The sequence below is a fragment of the Nocardia sp. NPDC003726 genome (assembly GCF_053586955.1).
The window spans coordinates 48,837-70,992 of the sequence record NZ_JBSFNF010000010.1 but is presented as its reverse complement, the minus strand read 5'-3'; the positions used below and the strand labels follow the sequence as shown (position 1 = coordinate 70,992).

Sequence of the window (22,156 nt, the reverse complement as noted above, 5' to 3'; positions counted from 1 at the left end):
AGTGCGTCTCGCCACCTGGAACGTCAACTCCATCCGCTCCCGGCTCGACCGCGTCGCGGACTGGCTCGACCGCCAGGACATCGACGTGCTCGCCATCCAGGAGACCAAGTGCCGCGACGACCAGTTCCCCTTCGAGCGCTTCGACGAACTCGGCTACGAAGTCGCCCACCTGGGGATCAACCAGTGGAACGGGGTGGCGATCGTCTCCCGCGTCGGCCTCTCCGACGTCGAGTTCGCCTTCCCCGGCCAGCCCGGCTTCGACAAAGACGCGGGTGAGTCGCTGATCAGCACGCCGGTGGTCGAGTCGAGGGCGATCGGGGCCACCTGCGGCGGCGTGCGGGTGTGGAGCCTGTACGTGCCCAATGGGCGAACGCTGGGCGATCCGCATTACACGTACAAGCTGGAATGGCTTGCCGCGCTGCGCGACAACGGCGCGCGCTGGCTGGCCGAGGACCCGCAGGCCAAGATCGCCCTGGTGGGCGACTGGAACATCGCGCCGACCGACGACGATGTGTGGTCCGTGGAGTACTTCGCCGAGAAGACGCACACCTCGCAGCCGGAGCGCGACGCCTTCCAGGCCGTCGTGGACGCCGGGTTCGCGGATGTCATGCGTCCGTTCGCGCCCGGACCGGGCGTCTACACCTACTGGGACTACACGCAGCTGCGCTTCCCGCGCAAAGAGGGCATGCGCATCGATTTCATCCTCGCCTCCCCCGCGCTCGCCGCCACTGTGAGGGACGCGATGGTCGATCGTGAGGCGCGAAAGGGCAAGGGCGCCAGCGACCACGCCCCGGTGATCGCCGAGTTCGCCGACGAACCCGGGTCCGCGTGACCCGCCCGGCACAGCCGCCCTTCCCCCGCCGCAGCAGCGGCAACCGGACCACCGGCGGCAGGTTGGGCGGCATGAACAGCGACGCGTCCGTGGGGCAACGGCAGCGGGCGCAGCACCTCGGCCCGGAACGCCGCCGCCCGCAGGTGCTCGACACCGCGCTCGCCATCGCCGTCGAGGACGGCATCGCCGCGGTCACCATGGCCGCGATCGCGGAACGGATGAACGTGACCAGGCCGGTGGTCTACGCCTGCTTCGCCGATCGCGTCGAGCTGATCGAGGCGTTGATCCAGCGCGAGGAGGGCTACCTGGTCAGCGGCGTGCTCGAGGTGGTGAAGCCACGCGATGTGGACGCCGACGAGACCGTGTTCGTCCAGGGGTTTCGCGCACTGCTGACGAAGGCGGCGACCCGGCCCGACGCCTGGCGGCTGGTCTACGGCAATCCCGACCCCGCCGTCGCGAAGTCGTTCGGGCGCGGCCGCGCGCTCGTCATCGAGCGCTGCACCAAACTCCTGCGCCCCACGCTGCGCGCGTGGGGCACGGTGGACGCCGAACGCAAGTTGCCCGTGCTGGTGGAGCAGTGGGTGTCGGCGGGGGAAGGGGCGGTGCGCGCGCTGCTCGCCGACCAGGACGGCTGGACACCGGCCGACCTCGGCGCGTTCGTCGGGGCCTCGGTCTACCGCGCCCTGCGAAACGCCTGATAGACGCGTCGGCCGCACTACGATGGTGATCAACTGTCCGACCACCGGCTGGCGGAGGAACGGTCATGGCGTTCTATCGGCAAGTGGGTACGGTACCGCCGAAGCGGCACACCCAGCATCGTGACGAGCAGGGCCGGCTCTACTACGAAGAGCTGATGGGCGAGGAGGGCTTCTCCGGCGACTCCTCCCTGCTCTATCACCGCGGCCTGCCGCCGGCACTGGTCGATTCGACGGTCTGGGAGCTGCCCGATCAGCGGACCACGCCGAACCATCCGCTGCGTCACCGCCATCTGCGCCTGCACACGCTGTTCCCCGGCGACACCCCGGCGGAGACCGATGCGGTGACCGGGCGCCGCCTGCTGCTCGCCAACGCGGACGTGCGCATCTCCTACGTCGTCGCGAAGGGCGGCTCGCCGCTGTACCGCAACGCGATCGGCGACGAACTGGTGTACGTGGAGGCCGGCGCGGCGGTGGTGGAGACCGTGTTCGGCGCGTTGCCCGCGCGGCAGGGCGATCAGGTGCTCATCCCGCGCGCCACGACGCACCGCTGGCGGCCCACCGGTCCGGAACCGTTGCGGGCGTACGTGATCGAGGCGACCGGTCACATCACGCCACCGAAGCGCTATCTGTCGAAATTCGGCCAGCTGCTGGAAAACGCCCCGTACTGCGAGCGCGACCTGCACGGCCCGGCCGAGACCATCACCGCGACCGGCACCGAGGTGGAAGTGCTGGTCAAACATCGTCCCGGCGGACAGGTCGTCGGCACCAGGATGGTCTACGCCACCCACCCGTTCGACGTGGTGGGCTGGGACGGCTGCCTGTACCCCTGGACTTTCGATATCGCCGACTTCGAACCGATCACCGGCCGCATCCACCAGCCGCCGCCCGTCCATCAGGCTTTCGAGGGCGGCAACTTCGTGATCTGCAATTTCGTTCCGCGCAAGGTGGATTACCACCCACTGTCGATTCCCGTGCCGTACTACCACTCCAACGTCGATTCCGACGAGGTCATGTTCTATTGCGGCGGCAATTACGAAGCGCGCAAAGGCTCCGGGATCACGCAGGGCTCGGTGTCGGTGCACCCCGGCGGCTATGCCCACGGTCCGCAGCCCGGGGCCTACGAGAACAGCATCGGCATCGAGTATTTCGACGAGCTGGCCGTCATGGTGGACACGTTCCGCCCGCTCGAACTCGGCGAAGGGGCGCTGGCCTGCGAAGACCCGACCTATGCGTGGACCTGGTCGGGCCGGGGCCCCGCGTGAGGACCAGGGTCGAGGTAGCGCCGGCCTCGCTGTTCGGTCCGGACAATCTGCCGTACGGGGTCTTCGCGACGACCGGCGCGCGCCCCCGCGTGGGGGTGCGGCTCGGTGACCATGTCATCGATCTGGCTGTGCTGCTGGATGATCCAGTTTTCGCCGAGCCGAGCCTGAACGCCTTCCTGGCGCAGGGACCTGCCCGTTGGCGCACGGTGCGCGACCGGATTCGCGAGGCGGTCGACGGCGAGCTGGACGACGCCGCGGTGCACCGCCTGGCCGACGTGGTGTTGCGGCTGCCCGTGCGCATCGGCGATTACGTGGACTTCTACGCCAGCATCGACCACGCGACGAACCTCGGCCGCCTGTTCCGGCCGGACGGCGACCCGCTGCTGCCGAACTGGCGGCACCTGCCGGTGGGCTATCACGGGCGGGCCGGCACCGTGGTGGTGTCGGGCACCGCGATCGCACGGCCGTACGGGCAGCGCAAGACCGATTCCGGCGCACCGGTTTTCGGCCCGTCGCGGCGGCTGGACATCGAGGCCGAGCTCGGTTTCGTGATCGGCGTCGGCTCGCGGCTCGGCGTGCCGGTCCCGATCGACGAGTTCGCCGAGCGGGTGTTCGGCGTCGCGCTGGTCAACGATTGGTCGGCCCGCGACATCCAGGCCTGGGAGTACCAGCCGCTGGGCCCGTTCCTCGGCAAGTCGTTCGCGACGTCGATCTCGCCGTGGATCACGCCGCTGGCCGCCCTGGAGTCCGCCCGCATACCGCTGCCCGAGCAGTCGCCCGCGCCGCTGCCCTACCTGCACGGCGCCGAGCACTGGAGCCTGGACATCGACCTCACCGTGGCCTGGAACGGACAACCGGTCACCTATCCGCCCTACTCCCGGATGTACTGGTCACCGGCGCAGATGCTGGCTCATCTCACGGCGAACGGCGCATCGACGCGCACCGGCGATCTGTACGCCTCCGGCACCATCTCCGGCCCCGAACCGGATCAACGCGGCTCGTTCATCGAGTTGTCCTGGGGCGGCAGCAGGCCGGTATCGGTGAACGATCGGCAACGTACCTTCCTGGAGGACGGCGACGAGGTGACCATCACCGCGTCGGCTCCGGGCCCGCACGCGGCCAGGATCGGGTTGGGCGAGGTCACCGGCCGTATCCTTCCGGCACACCCGCACTGAACACGGCCGGGCGCTCGGCGTCGTACCAGGGGCGCGACCCGCCCGGTACACCATGGCGGATGTGCTGCGCGGTACGGAGCTGATGCCGCGATCGACTTCTTCGGCCGATCTGTCGAACGCCCGCTTACGAAACGGGCGGACTGCCGTCCGGCGAACGCCATCGGCAGGGCGGCGATGGTGTGCCCGACTTCCCTTTGTGGCCGGTCGATCGGCCTTCGCCCGAGGTTGCCTCGGACGGGCACTCGATGCTTGAGAACGGCGTCGCGCGGGTACGCCGCTACCCGAGCGCCTCGATCTCCGCCGCCGGATCGCGGAGTTCACGGCCGCACCCACCCTCCGGACAAGGAGCGAGGTCATGAACGATCGCCCGGATACAGCGCACTGCCGCCCCACCGGCGTGGACGACAACACGGTCGCCGCCACCGGCAAACTCTCCGAGGCGCTGGAGACCATCGAGCGTGCCCGCGGCCATCTGTACGCCTTCCACCAGCTGACCGGCGGGGCGGATCTGGCGCTGGACACGGCGGTGGAACTGTTCCGCGAAGCAGGGCACGATCACATCGCCGACCGGATCTCCACCGAGTTGATCGGCCGCAACGTGCTGGCCGGGCGCTGGACCTTCCAGATCGTCGAGGAATACGAGGACGGCTACTACGGTCTGTTCCGCGACATCGAGCGGGCCGCCAGGGACGAACTGCTGGACGGCCGCCGCCACGTCTACGAAGCCGAGATGAAAGAAGCCCGCCGCACCCACGGCGCACCGGGCCATTCGGCCAAGCCGGAGAGCGCCGAGAAGTCCTGATCGCGGCCAGGATTCCCGGCGACCGGACTCGCTCGCTCGGCGCGCGAACTGGATACCCGGTCCTGGCGCACTCGATTCCCACCCGACCCGTGCGAGTGCGGACACCCCTGCCTGGAAGTTCGCCCGATCGCGCCGAATCGCCGGGCGCGCGCCCGTGCGGTCCGGGTATGGTCGGGCGGGGAAATTTCACACACCAACGGGGGCTCGCACCAGCGGGCTGAGAGGACGGCTAGCCGAGAGGCGTCAGGGCCGTCGACCGTATGAACCTGACCGGGTAATGCCGGCGTAGGGAGGAAGAATGGCACGCGCCGCTGCGTCCGACGGTGGATCCGCACCCGTCGACAGCGTCACCACCGGCCCCATCGAGGGCAGCGTCAAGCACTATCTCGAGGTCGATGACCTGCGCATTCCGGTGCGCCGGATCAATCTGACCAATGGCGAGCACTTCGACGTCTACGACACGTCCGGCCCGTACACCGACGAGTCCGCGACGATCGACCTCGAAGGCGGTCTACCGAAACTGCGCGACACGTGGACCAAGCCCGAGGGGAAAGGTCCGCGCACCCAGCTCGCGTGGGCCCGCGAGGGCATCGTCACGCCGGAGATGCGCTTCATCGCCGCGCGCGAAGGCGTCGCGCCGGAGCTGGTGCGCGACGAGGTCGCCGCTGGCCGCGCGGTGATCCCGGCCAACCACAAGCATCCGGAGCTCGAGCCGACCATCATCGGCAAGAAGTTCCTGGTGAAGATCAACGCGAACATCGGCAACTCGGCCGTGTCCTCATCGATCGCCGAGGAGGTGGAGAAGATGGTGTGGGCCACCCGCTGGGGCGCGGACACCATCATGGACCTGTCCACCGGCAAGAACATCCACGAGACCCGCGAGTGGATTCTGCGCAACTCCCCCGTCCCGGTCGGCACCGTGCCGATCTACCAGGCGCTGGAGAAGGTGAACGGCGATCCGACCGCGCTGACCTGGGAGATCTACCGGGACACCGTGATCGAGCAGTGCGAGCAGGGCGTGGACTACATGACCGTGCACGCGGGCGTGCTGCTGCGCTACATCCCCCTGACCGCCAAGCGGGTGACCGGCATCGTCTCGCGCGGCGGGTCGATCATGGCGGCCTGGTGCCTGGCGCATCACCAGGAATCGTTCCTGTACACGCACTTCGAGGAACTCTGCGAGATCCTGGCCCGCTACGACGTCACCTTCTCCCTCGGTGACGGCCTGCGGCCCGGCTCCATCGCCGACGCCAACGACGAGGCGCAGTTCGCCGAACTGCGCACGCTCGGCGAGCTGACCAAGATCGCCAAATCGCATGGCGTGCAGGTGATGATCGAGGGTCCGGGGCACGTGCCGATGCACAAGATCGTGGAAAACGTGCGGCTGGAAGAGGAGCTGTGTGAGGAGGCGCCGTTCTACACCCTCGGCCCGCTCGCCACCGACATCGCACCGGCCTACGACCACATCACCTCGGCCATCGGCGCTGCCATCATCGCGCAGGCGGGCACCGCCATGCTCTGCTACGTCACCCCGAAGGAACACCTCGGCCTGCCCAACCGCGACGACGTGAAGGTCGGCGTGATCAGCTACAAGATCGCCGCGCACGCCGCCGACCTGGCCAAGGGCCATCCGCACGCCCAGCAGCGCGACGACGCGCTGTCGCAGGCGCGCTTCGAATTCCGCTGGCGCGACCAGTTCGCGCTGTCCCTCGACCCGGACACCGCCCGCGAGTACCACGACGAGACGCTGCCCGCCGAACCCGCGAAGACCGCGCACTTCTGCTCCATGTGCGGCCCCAAGTTCTGCTCGATGCGAATCTCGGCCGACGTCCGCGAGTACGCCGAACGGCAGGGTTTGAACGAGGCCGAGGCGCTGGAGGCGGGCATGGCGGAGAAGTCCGCCGAGTTCGCCAGCCGCGGCAACGCGGTCTATCTGCCCGTGGTCTCGTGACGACCCGGCGCCGTCCCGCCGCATCCCGACGATGCGGCGGGACGGTGCTGACGCCGGTTCACCGCGGGGCTGCTCGTGGCCGCCGGCTGCACTCGGCGGTCGAGCCTGCCGCTGTTGCCGTGCACGGGGCCTGACGCACAGGCGGTCGATCACGACCGAACAACCGTCGTCTGGCGCGAGCCGAGGCCAGAAGGTGTCACAGCGGCGTTGGTAGGTCAAATGTCTTGCTGTGGTATGGGATCGGTGTCGGAGTGGAAGCGCGCGGTGGCGGCAGGCGATCAGTACTGTTTGCGGTGCCGGGGGCGCATACGAGGTAGGTGGGTGTATGGACAGCGTGCGAGATCTGCTCTTCGCGGCGAAACGCGGGATGTATCGGGGCAACCGTCCGGGGATGTTCGCCCGGGTGCTGAACCGGGCTTCGGAATGGATGTATTCGGCGGGTGTGCTGTCCCCCGGCTATGCCATGACGCTCGAAGTGGCCGGTCGGCGCAGCGGGCGCCCGGTGAAGTTGCCGATCGTGGTCGCCGAGTACGAGGGTCGGCGTTACCTGGTGTCGATGCTGGGCCGGGACGCGGGGTGGGTGCGCAACGTCTACGCGGCGCACGGCCGGGCGTTCCTGCACCGGCGCGGCCGCGAAGCGGTACACCTGACCGAGGTGGAGGTGGGGGAACGGGCGCCGATCCTGCGCCGCTACCTCGCCGTCGCCCCCGGAGCCCGCCCACACTTCCCGATCGACCGCACCGCCCCGCTCGACGAGTTCGCGCGGATCGCCGACCAATACCCGGTCTTCCGGATCGAACCCGCAGGCTAGCTCGACGCTGGCGACCGCGCAGGCAACCGTCCATGGAGGCGAGCCGCTCCGCCTGAGTCGACGGGTCGCAGATGCCGCCGACCGCCGTACTCAGTAAGACTGAAGTTCGATCAGCGTCCCCTCCGGATCGCGCAGGTGGGCGGTGCGCAGCCCGGGGCCCCACTGCGGCCGATCGGCTGGAGCCGCGACAACGGTCGCGCCGTGCCCGGCGCACAAGTTCGCACCCGCGTCGACGTCGCGCACCCGGCAGACGAGCATCGCCGCGTCCTGAGATGGCGCGGGCCGCTCCGGCCACGACGTCGTACCCACGACCTCCGCCATCGCGGCGCGATCGAAGAGCACCAGCGCGCCTTGGTCCCCGACATCCCAGTTCGCGTACGGGCCTGCGGCGGTTCCCGTGACCAGAGTCGCCCCGATCAGCTCGGGCAGCACCGCCGCGTAGAACTCGAAGCAGTCGGCGAAGCGGGTGACCAGGAGCCTCGGATGCAGCGCGTCCACGGCGAGCCTCCTATCAGTTGGTAGGTACCTATTGTAGGTCGAGACCTACAATAGGCCGATGAGCACCGAACGCGCACTCCCACCGCGCCTGCTCGGCCTCGACGTCTATCTCCTGTCGCGGGTCGGCAAGGCCGCGCGTGCCGGGTTCGCCGACCGTCTCGCCGCGCGCGGACTGCGCCTGTGGCACATGGCGATCCTCGCCGCGCTCGCCGACTTCGGCCCGCATGCCCAGCGCGACTTGGCCGAGCGTCTGACCATCCACCCCAGCGACGTGGCCAAGGTCGTCGACGAACTCGAAGTCGCCGGTCAGGTGGAACGTGCGCGGGATGAGCGCGACCGTCGCCGCATCACCGTGCGCATCACCCGGACCGGACGCACCGCACTGCGTTCCCTCGACCGCGAAGCCCGCCGGGTCGGTGACGAGATCCTCGCCCCGCTCGACCCGGCGGAGCGACAACAGCTGCATGCGATCCTGGAACGCCTCTTCGCGCATGCGTACCCGGAGTCCCGGCCCGAGTGATCGCCGCCGCGAGAGACCATCCGGGCACTACGATTACCCCGCCGTCGTCGCGGAGCGAGTCGCACACGTGGGGCCACGGCCGTGCCGAGCAGCAGCGCCGCAAGCGTGGGATACCCCCGATTCCGTCTGGCCCGAGGTCACGGTCCAGCAGCGACCGATGCGTTCGACTCACGATCACCCCCCGCCGTCACGGACATTCAGCGCAGCCCGACGAACCGCAACAGCGTCGCTACCGGATTCCACCGTCACCGGCCGCACCACCGCCCGGACGCCGCTCACTGCCGATGCGCCGATGCGCCGATGCGCCGACAAGACAATCAGCGCACCGTCTGTTCGATCAAACGGCGGGCCGCGCGATCGGTGCGCTCGACCTCTCCGGTGATCAGCCGGTCCTGCAAAATGCCCCGCAGGCCCGAAATCAAGAGCGTGGCAATAATTTCCGGGTCATCGACAGAACCGAGGCCGCGCAGTCCGTCGGCCAGCGCCGATACGAAGACGGCGATGGCCGAATTGGCGTAATCGGCATACGGACTGCGGGACGCACAGGCCGCACCGAGCACTTGCAGCATCACCCTGACGCTCGTGCGGCCGTCGCCCGACACGTTCGCGGTCCAGAAGTCCCATAGCCGCTCGCGCAGATCCGAAGCGTCGGCGATGTCGGCGAAGACGGCAGCGATGTCGGGCCGCTGCGTCGCCAGGGCTTGGACCAGCAGTTCTTCCTTGGTCGTGAAGTAGTAGATGAGCATGCGCGAACTGGTGCCCAACTCGGCGGCCAGGGGGCGCAATGAGAGGTCCGCGAGGCCGTGCTCGGCGATGTAGCGCACGACGGCGGCGAGCAGTTCGGCGCGTTTGGCGTGGTCGAGGGGGCGAGCCATAGGTTGACTGTAGCGATCGGTACAGGTATCCATGACACCGTGACTGTAACAATCGCTTCAGAATTTCGGGATTCGGTCGTGGTCACCGGATACGCGGCGACCACGTCGCTGGCCGACGACATGGACACGACCTGGTCCGAATTGCTGGCGGGGCACAGCGGCATCGGCGCGCTCGACGACGATTTCGTCACCGAGTACGACCTGCCGGTCCGCATCGGCGGCAAGTTGACGTCACAGCCCGGCGCGGAACTGAGCCGGGTCGAACAGCGCAGGCATTCCTACGTCGAGCAGATGGCGCTGGTGCTCGGCCGCCGGGTCTGGCGCGCGGCGGGCGCGCCCGAGGTGGACGGCGACCGCTTGGCGGTGGCCATCGGCACCGGGCTCGGCGGAGGTGACGCGCTGATCTCCGCCGTCGACGCGATGCGCGCGGGCGGCTACCGGAAGGTGTCGCCGATGTCGGTGCCGATGGTGATGCCGAACGGTCCCGCCGCCACCGTCGGGCTCGAAATCGGGGCGAGAGCGGGAGTTTTCGCTCCCGTCTCGGCCTGCTCGTCCGGTTCGGAGGCGATCGCGCACGCTTGGCGGCTGATCAGCACCGGCGAGGCGGACGTGGTGGTGGCGGGCGGGGTCGAAGGACACATCGACGCGGTGCCCATCGCGAGCTTCGCCATGATGCGCGCCATGAGCACCCGCAACGACGAGCCCGAACGCGCGTCCCGCCCGTTCGACCGGGACCGCGACGGGTTCGTCTTCGGTGAAGCGGGCGCGCTGCTGGTGCTCGAGTCCGACCGGCACGCACGCGCGCGCGGCGCTACCGTGCACGGGCGGGTGCTCGGCGCAGGCATCACCTCCGACGCCTACCACATCGTCGCCTCCGAGCCGGAAGGGCTCGGCGCGGCCCGCGCGATGCGCAAGGCCATCGAGACCGCCGGATTGCGGCCTTCGGACATCCAGCATGTGAACGCCCACGCCACGTCGACCTCCATCGGCGACGCCTCGGAGGCCAACGCGATCGCCTCCGTCGTGCCGGACGCCTCGGTCTACGCTCCGAAATCCGCGCTCGGTCACTCGATCGGGGCGGTCGGCGCGTTGGAATCGCTGGTCACCATGCTCACCCTGCGGGATCAGGTCGTCGCGCCCACGCTGAACCTCGACAATCTCGATCCGGAGATCGATCTGGACATCGTGGCGGGCGCGCCGCGCACTCAGCGCATCGATTTCGCCCTGAACAACTCGTTCGGGTTCGGCGGGCACAACGTCGCGCTCGCGTTCGGCCGGGTCTGAGGATGAACCGCGTTATGGTGCGCGTTACCGTCGTTGTGCAACCGACCGATCGGCCGAAGGATGGACGACGACGTGAGCGAGCGTCAGAGAAGTAACCGAGGACTCGGCGCGCGGGCGCACATCGAATCGAGCGCGGGCGAGGCACGGTCATGACTGACGCCTTCTACCTCCCCGATCCCGACCGGCCGGACCGCTTTCTCTCGACCGAACTGACCCGCGGCCCCTGGTCGCCGGACGCGCAGCACGCGGGACCGCCCTCGGCGCTACTCGGTCACGTGATCGAGCGCTGCGAGCCGCGCGCCGGATTCCAGGTGGGCCGGGTGGCGGTAGAGATCCTGGGCCCGGTGCCGCTGGCACCGCTCACCGCGCAGGCGCGCGTCGCGCGTCCGGGCCGCAGCGTCGAACTCATCGAGGCGACGTTGTCCAGCGAGCGCGGGCCGGTGATGCGGGCGAATGCCTGGCGATTCAAGCTGTCCGAACCGGAGTTGCCGCTGCCGGAACGCTTCTTGCCGACCGGCTCGCGACCGGGCCCTGAGCACGCGGACGCGCCCGAGCCGTTCCCCTCCAACCAGCCGATCGGCTTCCACACCGCCATCGACTACCGCTTCGTCAGCGGCTCCTTCGCCGAACCCGGCCCGGCGATCTGCTGGATCAGGATCAAGCACCCGATCGTCGCGGGCACCGACCCGAGCCCGCTGGAGCGCACCCTCGCGGCCGCCGATTCCGGCAACGGCGTCAGCGCGGTCCTGGACTGGTCGAAGTACCTTTTCATCAACACCGACCTCACAGTCACCCTGCACCGCCAGCCTGCGGGCGAATGGGTCTGCCTCGACGCCGTCACCTACCCCCAACCCCATGGCATAGGTATGGCCGAATCGGCGCTCTACGACGAAAAGGGCCCTCTGGGCCGCAGCACACAAACCCTCTTCCTCGGCCCCCGATAACCGAGGCAGACCCACCCGGCGTTCGTCACCGACGCACTCACGGACGGGTCTGGATCTGATGGACCGCCGCGCTGGCGGCCACCATCGAGCGGGTCCGGATGTTCGGATCTGCCGCCCTGGATCTGGTGTGGGTCGCCGAGGGGCGCACCGACGCCTGCGTCATGTTGTCCAACAAGCCCTGGGACACCGCCGCCGGTGTGCTCATCGCCCGCGAGGCGGGTGCTGTCGTCCTCGACTCGACCTCCCGCCGCCACAGCCTCGGCTCCCCCGACACGATTGCCGCCTCCCCCGTCCTCGCCGACCGACTGATGAGCTTGGTCAACGAATCGATCCGCTGACCCGCGCGGCCTGCGCCGTGCCGCGCTCACTGCCTTGCCGTCGATAATCGCTCGGGAGGAACCACCGTCCGCACGGGGTCGCTCATGGACGGGTCGAGATCTGTTGCACCCCCCAGCCGTTGCCGTCCGGGTCGGTGAAGAAGAAGAATCCGACGTTGTCGAGCGGGTCGGGCACGGGGCGCGGGTTTTGGCCGAGGACTTGGATTTCGGTGACCTCGACGCCGCGGGAGGTCAGTTCCTCGTGGGCTTTGCGCAGGTCGTTGACCACTAGTTGCAGGCCCTGCTGGGAGCCCGGTGGCATGTCCGGCACCGCGCCGTGGCCGATCACGATCGAGCAGCCGGAGCCGGGCGGGGTGAGCTGCACTATTCGCGCGTCCTCGCCGATCTTCGTGTCATGGTCGACGACGAAGCCCAGTTGCTCTGCGTAGAAGCGCTTGGCGCGGTCGATATCCGAGACGGGGACGATCACGACCTCGAGTGTCCAGTTCACGGCGCATCCTTTCGGGCGGGCAGCGGTATTCGTACCAGTGCCGACCGGTTCGCGCGGGGAAATTCATCGCCGCGCCCAACGCCAGGAGAATTCGTCCGGCGCGGGCGGCGGGCCCGGGAGTTCGCCTTCGGCGCTCAGCCCGGCCACCAGCATCGCGAGCACGCGGCGGCGCAACTGGGTGGTGCGCTCCGGGCTGGGCACCGCGACTGCCGCGCAGGACTCCAGAATCAGGCCGAGGTCCTGCGGGGTGACGTCGGGGCGCAGCTTGCCGGTGGCGTGGGCGCGGCGGACGAGTTCCTCCGTCGCTTCGGCGGAGCGCCGCACGTCGGGCAGTATCGATTCGTCCGGGGTGAAGGTGCCCGCCAGGTGCACGGCGAGGGAGTGGACGTCCGCGTCCACCACGCGCTCCAGGAAACCGACCAAACCGCGCCATCCGTCCGCATCCTCCAGCGCCGCATCGGCTTCCGCGTTGTACCGCCGCAGCCCCTCATGGCAGAGCGTGCGCAGCAGCACCTCCTTGCTCGGATAGCGGCGGTAGAGCGCGCTGATCCCGACGCCGGCGCGTTCGGCGACGGCGGAGATGGGGGCCGTGGCGTCGGCGAGGAAGACCGCGCGGGCGGCCTCCAGGATCAGGCCGTCATTACGCGCGGCCTGCGCCTTGCGGCCGGGCAGACCCTTCTGAGCTGGGGCGGCGGATGTTCTCGGCATGGGTTCAGCGTAGCACTTGAAACGGAATGGTCCGTTCTGCTACGGTTCAAACAGAACAGAGCATTCCGTTTCACGAGGAGCTGGACATGACCGCGATCACCCCCTTCCGCATCGACATCGACCAAGCCGAGCTGGACGATCTGCGCGACCGGCTCGCCCGCACCCGCTGGGCCGAGCAGATCCCCGGCTCGGGCGATACCTACGGCGTGAGCGTCGAGCGGGTGCGCCACCTGGTCGGGTACTGGCGCGACGGGTTCGACTGGCGCGCGGTCGAGAACGCGCTCAACGCCTACCCGCAGTTCACCACCGAGATCGATGGCCAGAACATCCACTTCCTGCACGTGAAGTCCACGCGGGACGACGCGTTCCCCCTGATCCTCACGCACGGCTGGCCCGGCACCTTCGTCGAATTCGTCGGCATCATCGAGCCGCTCACCGCGGCCGGATTCGATCTGGTGATCCCCTCGGTGCCGGGCTACGGCTTCTCCGGACCCACCACGGAGGCCGGCTGGAACGACGCCCGCATCGCCCGTGCCTGGGCCGAATTGATGCGGCGGCTCGGCTACAACCGCTACGGCGCGGTGGGCAACGACGGCGGATCGCAGATCTCGCCGGAACTGGGGCGCGTCGCGCCGGAAAGCGTGGTCGGCGTGCACGTCACGCAGGTGTACTCGTTCCCGTCCGGCGACCCGGCCGAACTGGCCGATCTGAACGAGGACGAGCAGCGGTCACTGGCCACCCTGGACTGGTTCATGCGGAACAAGATGGGCTTCAACGTGCTGCAATCGCAGCAGCCGCAGACGCTGGCGCACGCGATCACGGATTCGCCGGCCGGATTGGTCGGCTGGAACGGCCAACTGCTCGGCCCGGACTTGGACGACGACTTCGTGCTGACCAACATCGCCATCCACTGGCTCACCGGCACCGCGGGCTCGGCGATCCGGCACTACTTCGAGAAGGACAAGGCCGAACACCCCACCGCGCCGAGCACGGTTCCGCTCGCGCTGTGCGGCTCCACCGGCGATTTCCACGGCATCCGCCGCTTCGCCGAGCGCGATCACAACATCGTCTCGTGGCGCACGCACGACGTGTTCACCCACTACCTGCACCATGTGGCGCCCGCGCTCATGGCGCAGGAGATCACGGAGTTCTTCGCCCCGCTGCGGTGAGACAGTCGCTTATGGCATCGAGCGTCGCGGCCATGGTTCGTCTCGATCCACGCTGATGTACTGGATTCAGCAACAGCACAACAGCTTTCGAACCAGGAGAGAAACCATGCGAATCGCGGTCTTCGGAGCCACCGGCACCGTCGGGCGTCTCGTCGTCGAGCGGGCGCTGCGGGAGGGCCACGAGGTGACGGCCTTCACCCGCAGCGCCGCGAGCGTCACGCAGCGGCACGAGCGGCTGCGCGTCGTGGAAGGCGATGTGCTGGACCCGAATTCGGTGCAACGCGCGGTGGAGGGCCAGGATGCGGTGCTGATTTCGCTCGGCAACGGCCGCAACGGCGTGGTTCGGGCCGGTGGGACCGAAGCGATCATCGACGCGATGCGGCGCACCGGCGTGAAACGGCTGATCTGTCAGACGACGCTCGGCGTGGGCGACAGCAGGGGCAACCTGAACTTCCTGTGGAAGTACGTGATGTTCGGGCTGCTGCTGCGCCCGGCCTACGCCGATCACGTCGAGCAGGAGAAGCACGTCATGGCGAGCGACCTGGACTGGACGATCGTGCGGCCGAGCGCGTTCACCGATGGGCCGGCCACCGGCAGCTACCGGCGCGGGTTCCCGGCGAACGAGCCCGGACTCACCCTGAAGATCTCCCGCGCCGACATCGCCGACTTCATGATCGAGCAACTGACCGACACCACCTACCTGCACCAGGCGCCCGGCATCTCGAACTGAGCGCGTGATGCGGCGGCACAGAGACGTGTGGGTCGACACAGCGCTCACACGTGCTCGTGCAGTTCACCCCAGGCCGGGAAGGGATCGGGATACTCGGCCCAAGCGCCCGGGCCCGCGGCGAACTCCGCGTCGGTGAGAAGTGCTTCGTCCAACAACGCGCGCACCTTCGCGTAATGCAGCTTCACCCCTATGAACACGATCTCCTGCCGCTTTCGCGCCACTGCACCGCCACGCCAACTGGACATGAGCCCATCCACCTCCGCCGAGGCGAAGCGAAGTCCGTTGATGCGGTTTCCGGGTTGTTGGGCATCACCTGTGCAGGTGATGTGCCCGCCAGGATGCGAAGGAGGCTGTGGCGCTTCGGTTTGTAGTGGGTGGGTGCTGGTGGGGCGGCGGTGTGGATGTCGGCTGGTTTTTGGGGTGTGAGGCTGTGAGGATGGGGGCTGACTGAGATTTCGGGTTTCTTCGGGATAGAGGGGGTTGCCGTGGCTTCAGGGCAGGCGGTGAGGCGCGTGATGGTTCCCACGGCTGCTACAGCGGCGTTGTCGACAGGGTTGGCGGTGGCGGTGAACTACGCGACCGGCGGCGGTCATTCGGTGTGGATGTGGCTTGCGGTCGCGGTATTGACCGTGGGCGTGTTCGCAGCGTCGCTGTGGATGCAGCGCGCCCAGTCCTCTGCTGTGGTGGCGGAACCCGCCAGTGGTATCGAGCTGGGGAATGTGAGAGCCCGAGGGGGTTTGCGGGCCGAGGGGGTTCGCGCGCCGGGCACCGGTGTCAGAGTGAGCAAGGCGCGTTTCGGCGGCGACTTGGATTTCAAGGACATCGACGCTGGCCGCGGTGATGCCTCACACCCGTGAGCAAGGCCCGAGAAACCGCCGTGCCAGGGGTGGCTGCCTCCATGCAGGAGGTGTCTGCGGGCGGCGACATCCGAGTCACGAGCAATCACCACTATTACGGGGGCAGCGGACCGGTGGGGCGGGTGCAGTTTTCTCCGTTGGCGGGGGTGACTGTGGGGGTGTCGGGGCTGATTCCGCAGAAGCCGCAGCATTTCGTGGAGCGTGAACAGGTCGATGATGTGGAGGGGGGGTTGGCCGCGGACCGGAGCGCGGTGGTCGTCACCGGGATGCGAGGAGCGGGGAAGACTCACGTGGCCGCCGCTTATGCCCGCCGCGTGCTCGATCGCCGGGAAGGGTTGGTCGGTTGGGTCAACGCCGAAACTCCGGAAACCCTGTACACCGGGCTGGCCGCGATCGCCGACCGGCTCGGTGTCGCGGCCGCGGATGGCGACACGATCGAGTCGGCGCGTCTGCTGCGGGACTATCTCGGCTCCACGCAGGATCGGCATCTGCTGGTGTTCGACAACGCCGAACACGTCGACCTCGTGCGTGAACTGCTCCCGGTCCACGGCGGCACCCGGGTCGTGATCACCACCACCAACCAGGCCATGCTCGGGCTGGCCGCGGTCACCGTCGATGCTGGCACCGGGTACACCCCTGATCAGGCGTATCGCTACCTGCGCGAGGCCACCGGCATCACCGACGACCCGGACGGCGAGAAAGAACTCGCCGCCGAACTCGGTTACCTGCCATTGGCGTTGGCAGCCGCGGCCACCGCGATCGCACCGCCCTACGGGCCTCGCTTGTCCTACCGAACCTATCTGCAGCAGCTGCGGGCGCAGCCACTGCCGCAGGCTCTGCAACGTCGTGAAGGCCAGCAATACCCCTGGCGCGTGGACCAGGCCATCCTGCTCGCCATCCACGCTGCCGAAGCACCCACCGGCAACTCCGATCTGGACGAAGTGGTCGGCTGGGTGCTTGGGCTCTTCGCCGTCCTCGCTCCATCCGGGGTCGATCGGTCCCTGCTCGTGCACCCGGATCCCAAGTGCAACGAGTTCGTCGACGCGGCGATCACCCACTGCGTGCAGCGATCCCTGCTGAGCTGGTCGACCACCAGCGAAACGCTGCTCGCCCATCGGCTCACCGCCCGGGTGCTACTCGAACGAGCCCGCGACCACGGCACCACAGACAGTCTCCTCACACACGCACTGGAGCTGATCGAGCCGCGACTGTTCGACAACAGCGAGGCGTGGACACGACGGGTCGAAGGTGCGCATCTGGTCGACCAGATCGACGCCATCCATAGGGCGGACCTGGTCGACTTCACCACACCAGCGCCCCGCAGAGGGTGGCTGCGGCGACGTCGGCAGCCACTTTCTCTTGTCATCAGATTTCTGAATGTCCTTGTGTGGGCGACCAGACAGCTGGTCACCGCCGTGGACGTGCAGCGCGCTATCCCCCTCACTCAACACCTGCTCAACCATTTCGAGCGGCTCCTCGGCACCCACCACCCACTCACCCTGACCGCCCGCAACAACCTCGCCCGCGCCTATGACTCGGCAGGCCAGACGGACGAAGCGATCCCGCTGCATGAGCAGAACCTCGCCGACCGCGAGCGGGTCCACGGCCCCCACCATCCCGACACCCTGACCGCCCGCAACAACCTCGCCCACGCCTATGACTCGGCAGGCCGGACGGAGGAAGCGATCAGCCTGTACGAGCAGACCCTCGCCGACCGCGAGCAGGTCCACGGCCCCCACCACCCCAACACCCTGATCTCTCGCAACAACCTCGCCAGCGCCTATAACTCGGCAGGCCGGATGGAGGAAGCGATCAGCCTGTACGAGCAGACCCTCGCCGACCGCGAGCAGGTCCTCGGCCCCCACCATCCCGACACCCTGATCTCTCGCAACAACCTCGCCAGCGCCTATGACTCGGCCGGCCGGACGGACGAAGCGATCGCGCTGCATGAGCAGACCCTCGCCGACAGTGAGCGGGTCCTCGGCCCTCACCACCCCAACACCCTGATCTCTCGCAACAACCTCGCCCACGCCTATGACTCGGCAGGCCGGACGGAGGAAGCGATCAGCCTGTACGAGCAGACCCTCGCCGACCGCGAGCGGGTCCTCGGCCCCCACCATCCCGACACCCTGAACTCACGCAACAACCTTGCCCACATCTACCGGGCGGTGGGTCTGACGGACGAGGCGATCAGTCTGTACGAGCAGATCCTGGCCGACCGCGAGCGGATTCTGGGCCTAGATCATCCCCGCACGGTGGTCGCCCGCGATCACCTCGCTTCCCTGCGTGGTTCGGATGATGGAGTTCCATCGGACGGCAGCGATCAGTGACATGCGAGATGGGTCAGGCTGGTGCGGCGCCCGCCCGCAGGTAGCTGTAGACAGTTTCGCGACTGACCCCGAACTCCTTCGCCAGTACGGACCTGCGCTCCCCCGCCGCGGCCTGTGCGCGTAGCGCATGGGCTTGTTCGGTGGTGAGGGCAGGTTTGCGGCCGGTGTAGACGCCGCGGACCTTCGCCGCGGCGATGCCCTCGCGCTGTCGTTCGAGGATGAGGGCGCGTTCGAACTCGGCGAAGGCACCCATCACGCTCAGCAGCAGGTTCGCCATCGGCGAGTCCTCCCCAGTGAAGGTCAGCGACTCCTTCACGAACTCCACCCGCACGCCCTTGCCGGTCAGGGTCCGCACCAACCGGCGAAGGTCATCCAGGTTGCGGGCGAGGCGGTCCATGGAGTGCACGATCACGGTGTCGCCGTCGCGCACGAACGCGATCAGCTCGTCCAGCTGCGGGCGTGCGGTGTCCTTCCCGGAGGCCTTGTCGACGAATGTGCGCTCGACCTCGATCCCGTCGAGCTGCCGCACGGTGTTCTGCTCGACCGTACCGCGGCGTCGGAGACGTAGTGCGCGGTCGCGACGGCGGCGGCTTGGTCGGCGGGCACGAACGGCACCCGGGACGGGTCGAAACCGGGTTCGTCTTCGGACCTCATGCTCGCGACGCCCCGGTAGTCGTCGTCCAGGAAGGTAATCGGGTTGGCGTCGGGGTAGTTGGCGAGCGCCGGACCCAGTGTGGCGACGGCGGATTCAAGCGCATCGACTGCCTGCGCCAGGCGCCCGGTATCTCGAACTGAGCACGTCATGCGGCGACACCGAGGCGCCTGGAGCGACACAGCCATCAGGCGTGCTCGTGCAGTTCACCCCAGGCCGGGAAGGGATCGGGATACTCGGCCCAAGCGCCCGGGCCCGCGGCGAACTCCGCGTCGGTGAGAAGTGCTTCGTCCAACAACGCGCGCACCTTCGCGCAATCGAGTTTCACCCCGATGAACACGATCTCCTGTCCCGGCGGCACCTCCAGCGACGACCACCAGGCGGCGGGTTCGAACACCAGGTTCGGTCCCGCTTGCGACCACACCGCGGCCAGTGTCGAGCGGCTCGCGATCCAGCAGAATCCCTTGCTGCGCAACAGCCCACGCAACCGCTCCAGAGCGTCGGCCAGACGCAGCGGATGGAACGGCCGGTCGGCGGTGTAGGTGAGGCTGCGGATGCCGTACTCCTCGGTCTCCGGCGTGTGCCCTCCCGCCAGTTCTTCGGCCCAGCCGTCGGCCTCCGCCGCGACCACCGGGTTGTAGCGGCCGGTGTCGAGCACCTCGCGCAGGTCGACCACGCCGTTGCTGGTGCGCAGCACGTGCGCGCGGGGATTGAGTCTGCGTACCGTGGCTTCCACCGCGCCCGCCGCCGCGGCGCCGACCAGGTCGGTCTTGTTGACCAGCACGACGTCGGCGAACTCGACCTGATCCACCAGCAGGTCGGCGATGGTGCGCGCGTCGCCGTCGCCCGCCTCCAGGTTCCGTTCGGCCAGCGCTTGGCCGCGCGCCACCTCCGCGAGGAAGGTCGAGGCGTCGACCACGGTCACCATGGTGTCCAGCCGGGCGATATCGCCGAGCCGGAATCCGTCCTCGAACTCCCAGTCGAAGGTCGCGGCCACCGGCATCGGCTCGGAGATGCCGGTGGACTCGATCACCAGCTGATCGAACCGTCCTTCCCGCGCGAGGCGGGCGACCGCCTCGATGAGGTCCTCGCGCAGGGTGCAGCAGATGCAGCCGTTGGTCAGTTCGACCAGCTTCTCCTCGGTGCGGTCGAGGTGGCCTTGGCCCGCGACCAGCGCGGCGTCGATGTTGACCTCGCTCATGTCGTTGACGATGACCGCCACCCGGCGGCCGTCCCGGTTGGCCAGGATGTGGTTGAGCAGCGTCGTCTTGCCCGCACCGAGGAAGCCGGACAGCACGGTGACGGGAAGCAGATCGGAGTCCATGAGATTAATGATAACGATTTTCATTTGCCGTCGACGGGTGGGGCCGGTTGCCCGTCGCGGGTGGACGAGGTCGCCCGTAGGGTTTGTGTCGTGAAATTGCTGCCATTGCCCGCCGAGGGGCAGACCCCCGTCCGGGCGCTCACCATTGCCGGTACCGATTCCGGCGGAGGCGCCGGGATCCAAGCCGATACCCGCACCATGGCCATGTGCGGCGTGCACGCACTGGTCGCGGTGGCGGCGGTGACCGTGCAGAACACGGTGGGCGTCAGCGGATTTCACGAGATTCCGCCGCAGGTGGTCGCCGATCAGGTGCGCTCGGTCGCGGGGGACATCGGCGTCGGCGCCGCGAAGACCGGCATGCTGGCCTCCACCGCGATCATCGAGGCGGTCGCGGCGGTGTGCCAGGAGGTCGGCATCGGCCGCGATGGCGAGATTCCGCTGGTCGTCGATCCGGTGGCGGCCTCGATGCACGGCGATCCGCTGCTGCACGCGGAAGCGCTCGACGCGCTGCGCGGCACCCTGATTCCGCTCGCGACCGTGGTGACGCCCAACCTGGACGAGGTCCGCCTGCTCACCGGCATCGACGTCGAGGACGACGATTCGGCGCGGCGCGCGGCCGAGGCGCTGCACAAGCTGGGACCGCGGTGGGCGATCGTCAAGGGCGGGCACCTGCGCTCCTCCGAGTACAGCACCGACCTGCTGTTCGACGGCGAGCAGTTCCTGGAGTTCACCGCACCGCGCATCACGACCGGCAACGACCACGGTGGCGGCGACACGCTGGCCGCCGCGATCGCCTGCGCGCTGGCCCACGGGTATCCGGTGCCCGAAGCGGTCGAGTTCGCCAAGGAATGGACCTACCGCTGCCTGGCCGCGTCCTACGATCTCGGCGCGGGCCACGGGCCGGTGTCCCCGCTGTGGCGGTTGCACCGGAGCTGAGCGTCGTTTCTTGTCGGTGGGCGCTGCGATACTGAGGACGTCGCCGACACGGATGGCTTCAACGGCGAGGCGATCGGAACAACGACGTTCGGCGTGGACGCGGCAAGACCTCGGCGCCCGGCCCGGGGGGCGCTCCGGTCACAACGTGGAAAAGGCGTCACAGCGTGGAAAAGGCGAGGTGCAGCGGACGATCGGCCGCGATGGCGATGCCGTGCAGCCGAGCGCTCGCCGCCACCAGCGCGAAGATGATCTCGCTCAGATAGGCGGCGAACTGCTCGACCGGCATGGCGGGCGGCTCCGGCCGGTTCACGCCCAGCCACCAATCGGTGGCCGAGGCCACCGCGCCGAAGATCGAATAGATCACCAGCTCGATGTTCTCGATCCGCACCGACTCGTCGTCCACCACGCCGGCGAACAACTCCGCGGCGCGCCGGGCGGACTGCCTGGCCGCTCGCAGCGCGCGGTCGGCGTCGCCTGACCGTTGTGTGAAGTGGCTGTGCAGCATGAACCGGAAGACGTTCGGCTGCCGCGACACCACGAGCACGTATTCCGACGCGGCCCGGCGCACCAGGTCACCGGCCGAGTCGCCGGTCAGGTCGAAGCTGGTCATGACCTGTTCCCAGAGCAGGTCGCGAACCCGGTCCAGGATCGCGTTGTAGAGGTCGGTCTTGTCCTCGAAGTGGCGATACAGCTTGGGCTTGGCCGCGCCGGCCTCCTTGGCGATGTCGCCCATGCTGACGGCGGGACCGAATTTGTCGAGCGCGCGCAACGCCGCGTCCACGAACTCCGCGCGCACCTTGTGGCGATGCTCGCGCCAGCGCTCGGTGCGCGCGTCCGCACGTTTCGGCCGCTGGTCGTCTTCCGTCCGGCCGCGCATCACGAATCCGGATGCTACCTGCACCGAACGGCCCGGTTGACCGGGCGTCTGCCGGGCCTCACGGCTACCAGGAACCTCACAGCTGAGGCCCAG

23 protein-coding genes, 1 pseudogene and 1 riboswitch are annotated in these 22,156 nt (G+C 68.5%); of the genes and pseudogenes, 16 read left to right on the top strand and 8 right to left on the bottom strand.

Annotated features, from left to right (window positions below):
- The first annotated feature begins 1 nt into the window (after position 1).
- From ACWDMM_RS15685 to ACWDMM_RS15655, 7 genes are all read left to right on the top strand, one after another.
- Positions 2 to 832 carry an exodeoxyribonuclease III gene (locus ACWDMM_RS15685; RefSeq protein ID WP_195080764.1) on the top strand — a complete coding sequence of 277 codons (831 nt, stop codon included), beginning with the start codon at positions 2 to 4 and terminating at the stop codon, positions 830 to 832.
- A 71-nt stretch (positions 833 to 903) separates the two neighbouring features.
- Positions 904 to 1,530, top strand: a complete 627-nt coding sequence (locus ACWDMM_RS15680) for a TetR/AcrR family transcriptional regulator (RefSeq protein WP_195080765.1) — start codon at positions 904 to 906, stop codon at positions 1,528 to 1,530.
- Between the two features lie 65 nt (positions 1,531 to 1,595).
- Positions 1,596 to 2,792, top strand: coding sequence for a homogentisate 1,2-dioxygenase (locus tag ACWDMM_RS15675; RefSeq protein WP_195080766.1), 1,197 nt, complete (start codon positions 1,596 to 1,598; stop codon positions 2,790 to 2,792).
- The gene (gene fahA / locus ACWDMM_RS15670; protein WP_449937987.1) at positions 2,789 to 3,967 is read left to right on the top strand and encodes a fumarylacetoacetase; all 1,179 of its coding nucleotides are present in this window, start codon (positions 2,789 to 2,791) and stop codon (positions 3,965 to 3,967) included. The genes ACWDMM_RS15675 and fahA overlap by 4 nt, the downstream gene beginning before the upstream one ends.
- A gap of 355 nt (positions 3,968 to 4,322) precedes the next feature.
- The gene (locus tag ACWDMM_RS15665; RefSeq protein ID WP_449937985.1) at positions 4,323 to 4,769 is read left to right on the top strand and encodes a hypothetical protein; all 447 of its coding nucleotides are present in this window, start codon (positions 4,323 to 4,325) and stop codon (positions 4,767 to 4,769) included.
- Positions 4,770 to 4,955: 186 nt separating this feature from the next.
- Positions 4,956 to 5,078, top strand: a riboswitch (TPP riboswitch).
- Positions 5,068 to 6,720 carry a phosphomethylpyrimidine synthase ThiC gene (gene thiC, locus ACWDMM_RS15660; protein ID WP_323124532.1) on the top strand — a complete coding sequence of 551 codons (1,653 nt, stop codon included), beginning with the start codon at positions 5,068 to 5,070 and terminating at the stop codon, positions 6,718 to 6,720. It overlaps the preceding riboswitch by 11 nt.
- Before the next feature lie 325 nt (positions 6,721 to 7,045).
- A complete protein-coding gene (locus ACWDMM_RS15655) occupies positions 7,046 to 7,531 on the top strand; it encodes a nitroreductase/quinone reductase family protein (RefSeq protein WP_449937980.1) in 486 nt (161 codons plus the stop codon).
- A gap of 90 nt (positions 7,532 to 7,621) precedes the next feature.
- On the opposite strand, the gene ACWDMM_RS15650 is transcribed toward ACWDMM_RS15655, so the two are convergent.
- Positions 7,622 to 8,029, bottom strand: a complete 408-nt coding sequence (locus ACWDMM_RS15650; RefSeq protein ID WP_449937977.1) for a VOC family protein — start codon at positions 8,027 to 8,029, stop codon at positions 7,622 to 7,624.
- Positions 8,030 to 8,087: 58 nt separating this feature from the next.
- Here ACWDMM_RS15650 and ACWDMM_RS15645 point away from each other — a divergent pair, with 58 nt between their 5' ends.
- Positions 8,088 to 8,549, top strand: coding sequence for a MarR family winged helix-turn-helix transcriptional regulator (locus ACWDMM_RS15645; protein WP_449937974.1), 462 nt, complete (start codon positions 8,088 to 8,090; stop codon positions 8,547 to 8,549).
- A 317-nt stretch (positions 8,550 to 8,866) separates the two neighbouring features.
- On the opposite strand, the gene ACWDMM_RS15640 is transcribed toward ACWDMM_RS15645, so the two are convergent.
- The gene (locus tag ACWDMM_RS15640) at positions 8,867 to 9,424 is read right to left on the bottom strand and encodes a TetR/AcrR family transcriptional regulator (RefSeq protein WP_449937971.1); all 558 of its coding nucleotides are present in this window, start codon (positions 9,422 to 9,424) and stop codon (positions 8,867 to 8,869) included.
- Between the two features lie 39 nt (positions 9,425 to 9,463).
- Here ACWDMM_RS15640 and ACWDMM_RS15635 point away from each other — a divergent pair, with 39 nt between their 5' ends.
- From ACWDMM_RS15635 to ACWDMM_RS15625, 3 genes and pseudogenes are all read left to right on the top strand, one after another.
- Positions 9,464 to 10,708: a KasA/KasB family beta-ketoacyl-ACP synthase gene (locus ACWDMM_RS15635; RefSeq protein WP_449937968.1), complete on the top strand. Its 1,245-nt coding sequence runs from the start codon at positions 9,464 to 9,466 to the stop codon at positions 10,706 to 10,708.
- A 149-nt stretch (positions 10,709 to 10,857) separates the two neighbouring features.
- Complete coding sequence (locus tag ACWDMM_RS15630; protein ID WP_195080773.1) at positions 10,858 to 11,652, top strand: thioesterase family protein; 795 nt, start codon at positions 10,858 to 10,860, stop codon at positions 11,650 to 11,652.
- 86 nt (positions 11,653 to 11,738) lie between these two features.
- Positions 11,739 to 11,990, top strand: a pseudogene (locus ACWDMM_RS15625) (inositol monophosphatase family protein); the annotation flags it as partial.
- Between the two features lie 82 nt (positions 11,991 to 12,072).
- On the opposite strand, the gene ACWDMM_RS15620 reads toward ACWDMM_RS15625, so the two are convergent.
- Together ACWDMM_RS15620 and ACWDMM_RS15615 are read right to left on the bottom strand one after the other, a co-directional pair.
- Positions 12,073 to 12,480: a VOC family protein gene (locus ACWDMM_RS15620; RefSeq protein ID WP_195080775.1), complete on the bottom strand. Its 408-nt coding sequence runs from the start codon at positions 12,478 to 12,480 to the stop codon at positions 12,073 to 12,075.
- Between the two features lie 63 nt (positions 12,481 to 12,543).
- Positions 12,544 to 13,188: a TetR/AcrR family transcriptional regulator gene (locus tag ACWDMM_RS15615; RefSeq protein ID WP_357207302.1), complete on the bottom strand. Its 645-nt coding sequence runs from the start codon at positions 13,186 to 13,188 to the stop codon at positions 12,544 to 12,546.
- Positions 13,189 to 13,274: 86 nt separating this feature from the next.
- Between ACWDMM_RS15615 and ACWDMM_RS15610 the strand changes: the two genes are divergently transcribed.
- Together ACWDMM_RS15610 and ACWDMM_RS15605 are read left to right on the top strand one after the other, a co-directional pair.
- Positions 13,275 to 14,357 (top strand): epoxide hydrolase family protein, encoded by a 1,083-nt coding sequence (locus tag ACWDMM_RS15610; protein WP_449937963.1) that lies wholly within the window; start codon positions 13,275 to 13,277, stop codon positions 14,355 to 14,357.
- A gap of 106 nt (positions 14,358 to 14,463) precedes the next feature.
- Positions 14,464 to 15,087, top strand: a complete 624-nt coding sequence (locus tag ACWDMM_RS15605) for an NAD(P)-dependent oxidoreductase (RefSeq protein ID WP_357109174.1) — start codon at positions 14,464 to 14,466, stop codon at positions 15,085 to 15,087.
- 44 nt (positions 15,088 to 15,131) lie between these two features.
- Here the strand turns inward: ACWDMM_RS15605 and ACWDMM_RS15600 are convergent, their stop codons facing one another.
- Positions 15,132 to 15,332, bottom strand: a complete 201-nt coding sequence (locus ACWDMM_RS15600; RefSeq protein ID WP_397069570.1) for a hypothetical protein — start codon at positions 15,330 to 15,332, stop codon at positions 15,132 to 15,134.
- A gap of 315 nt (positions 15,333 to 15,647) precedes the next feature.
- On the opposite strand from ACWDMM_RS15600, the gene ACWDMM_RS15595 reads away from it, so the two are divergent.
- Entirely contained in the window at positions 15,648 to 15,944 is a 297-nt protein-coding gene (locus ACWDMM_RS15595; protein WP_195080779.1) for a hypothetical protein, read from the top strand.
- Between the two features lie 41 nt (positions 15,945 to 15,985).
- Positions 15,986 to 18,274: a tetratricopeptide repeat protein gene (locus ACWDMM_RS15590; protein WP_449937958.1), complete on the top strand. Its 2,289-nt coding sequence runs from the start codon at positions 15,986 to 15,988 to the stop codon at positions 18,272 to 18,274.
- A gap of 13 nt (positions 18,275 to 18,287) precedes the next feature.
- On the opposite strand, the gene ACWDMM_RS15585 is transcribed toward ACWDMM_RS15590, so the two are convergent.
- A complete protein-coding gene (locus tag ACWDMM_RS15585; RefSeq protein ID WP_195080781.1) occupies positions 18,288 to 18,803 on the bottom strand; it encodes a recombinase family protein in 516 nt (171 codons plus the stop codon).
- 310 nt (positions 18,804 to 19,113) lie between these two features.
- Positions 19,114 to 20,250 carry a GTP-binding protein gene (locus ACWDMM_RS15580; RefSeq protein ID WP_195080782.1) on the bottom strand — a complete coding sequence of 379 codons (1,137 nt, stop codon included), beginning with the start codon at positions 20,248 to 20,250 and terminating at the stop codon, positions 19,114 to 19,116.
- A gap of 90 nt (positions 20,251 to 20,340) precedes the next feature.
- On the opposite strand from ACWDMM_RS15580, the gene thiD reads away from it, so the two are divergent.
- Positions 20,341 to 21,186: a bifunctional hydroxymethylpyrimidine kinase/phosphomethylpyrimidine kinase gene (gene thiD / locus ACWDMM_RS15575; protein WP_357109165.1), complete on the top strand. Its 846-nt coding sequence runs from the start codon at positions 20,341 to 20,343 to the stop codon at positions 21,184 to 21,186.
- A gap of 157 nt (positions 21,187 to 21,343) precedes the next feature.
- Here thiD and ACWDMM_RS15570 read toward each other — a convergent pair whose 3' ends face one another.
- The gene (locus ACWDMM_RS15570) at positions 21,344 to 22,063 is read right to left on the bottom strand and encodes a TetR/AcrR family transcriptional regulator (protein ID WP_449937953.1); all 720 of its coding nucleotides are present in this window, start codon (positions 22,061 to 22,063) and stop codon (positions 21,344 to 21,346) included.
- Positions 22,064 to 22,156 lie beyond the last annotated feature (93 nt).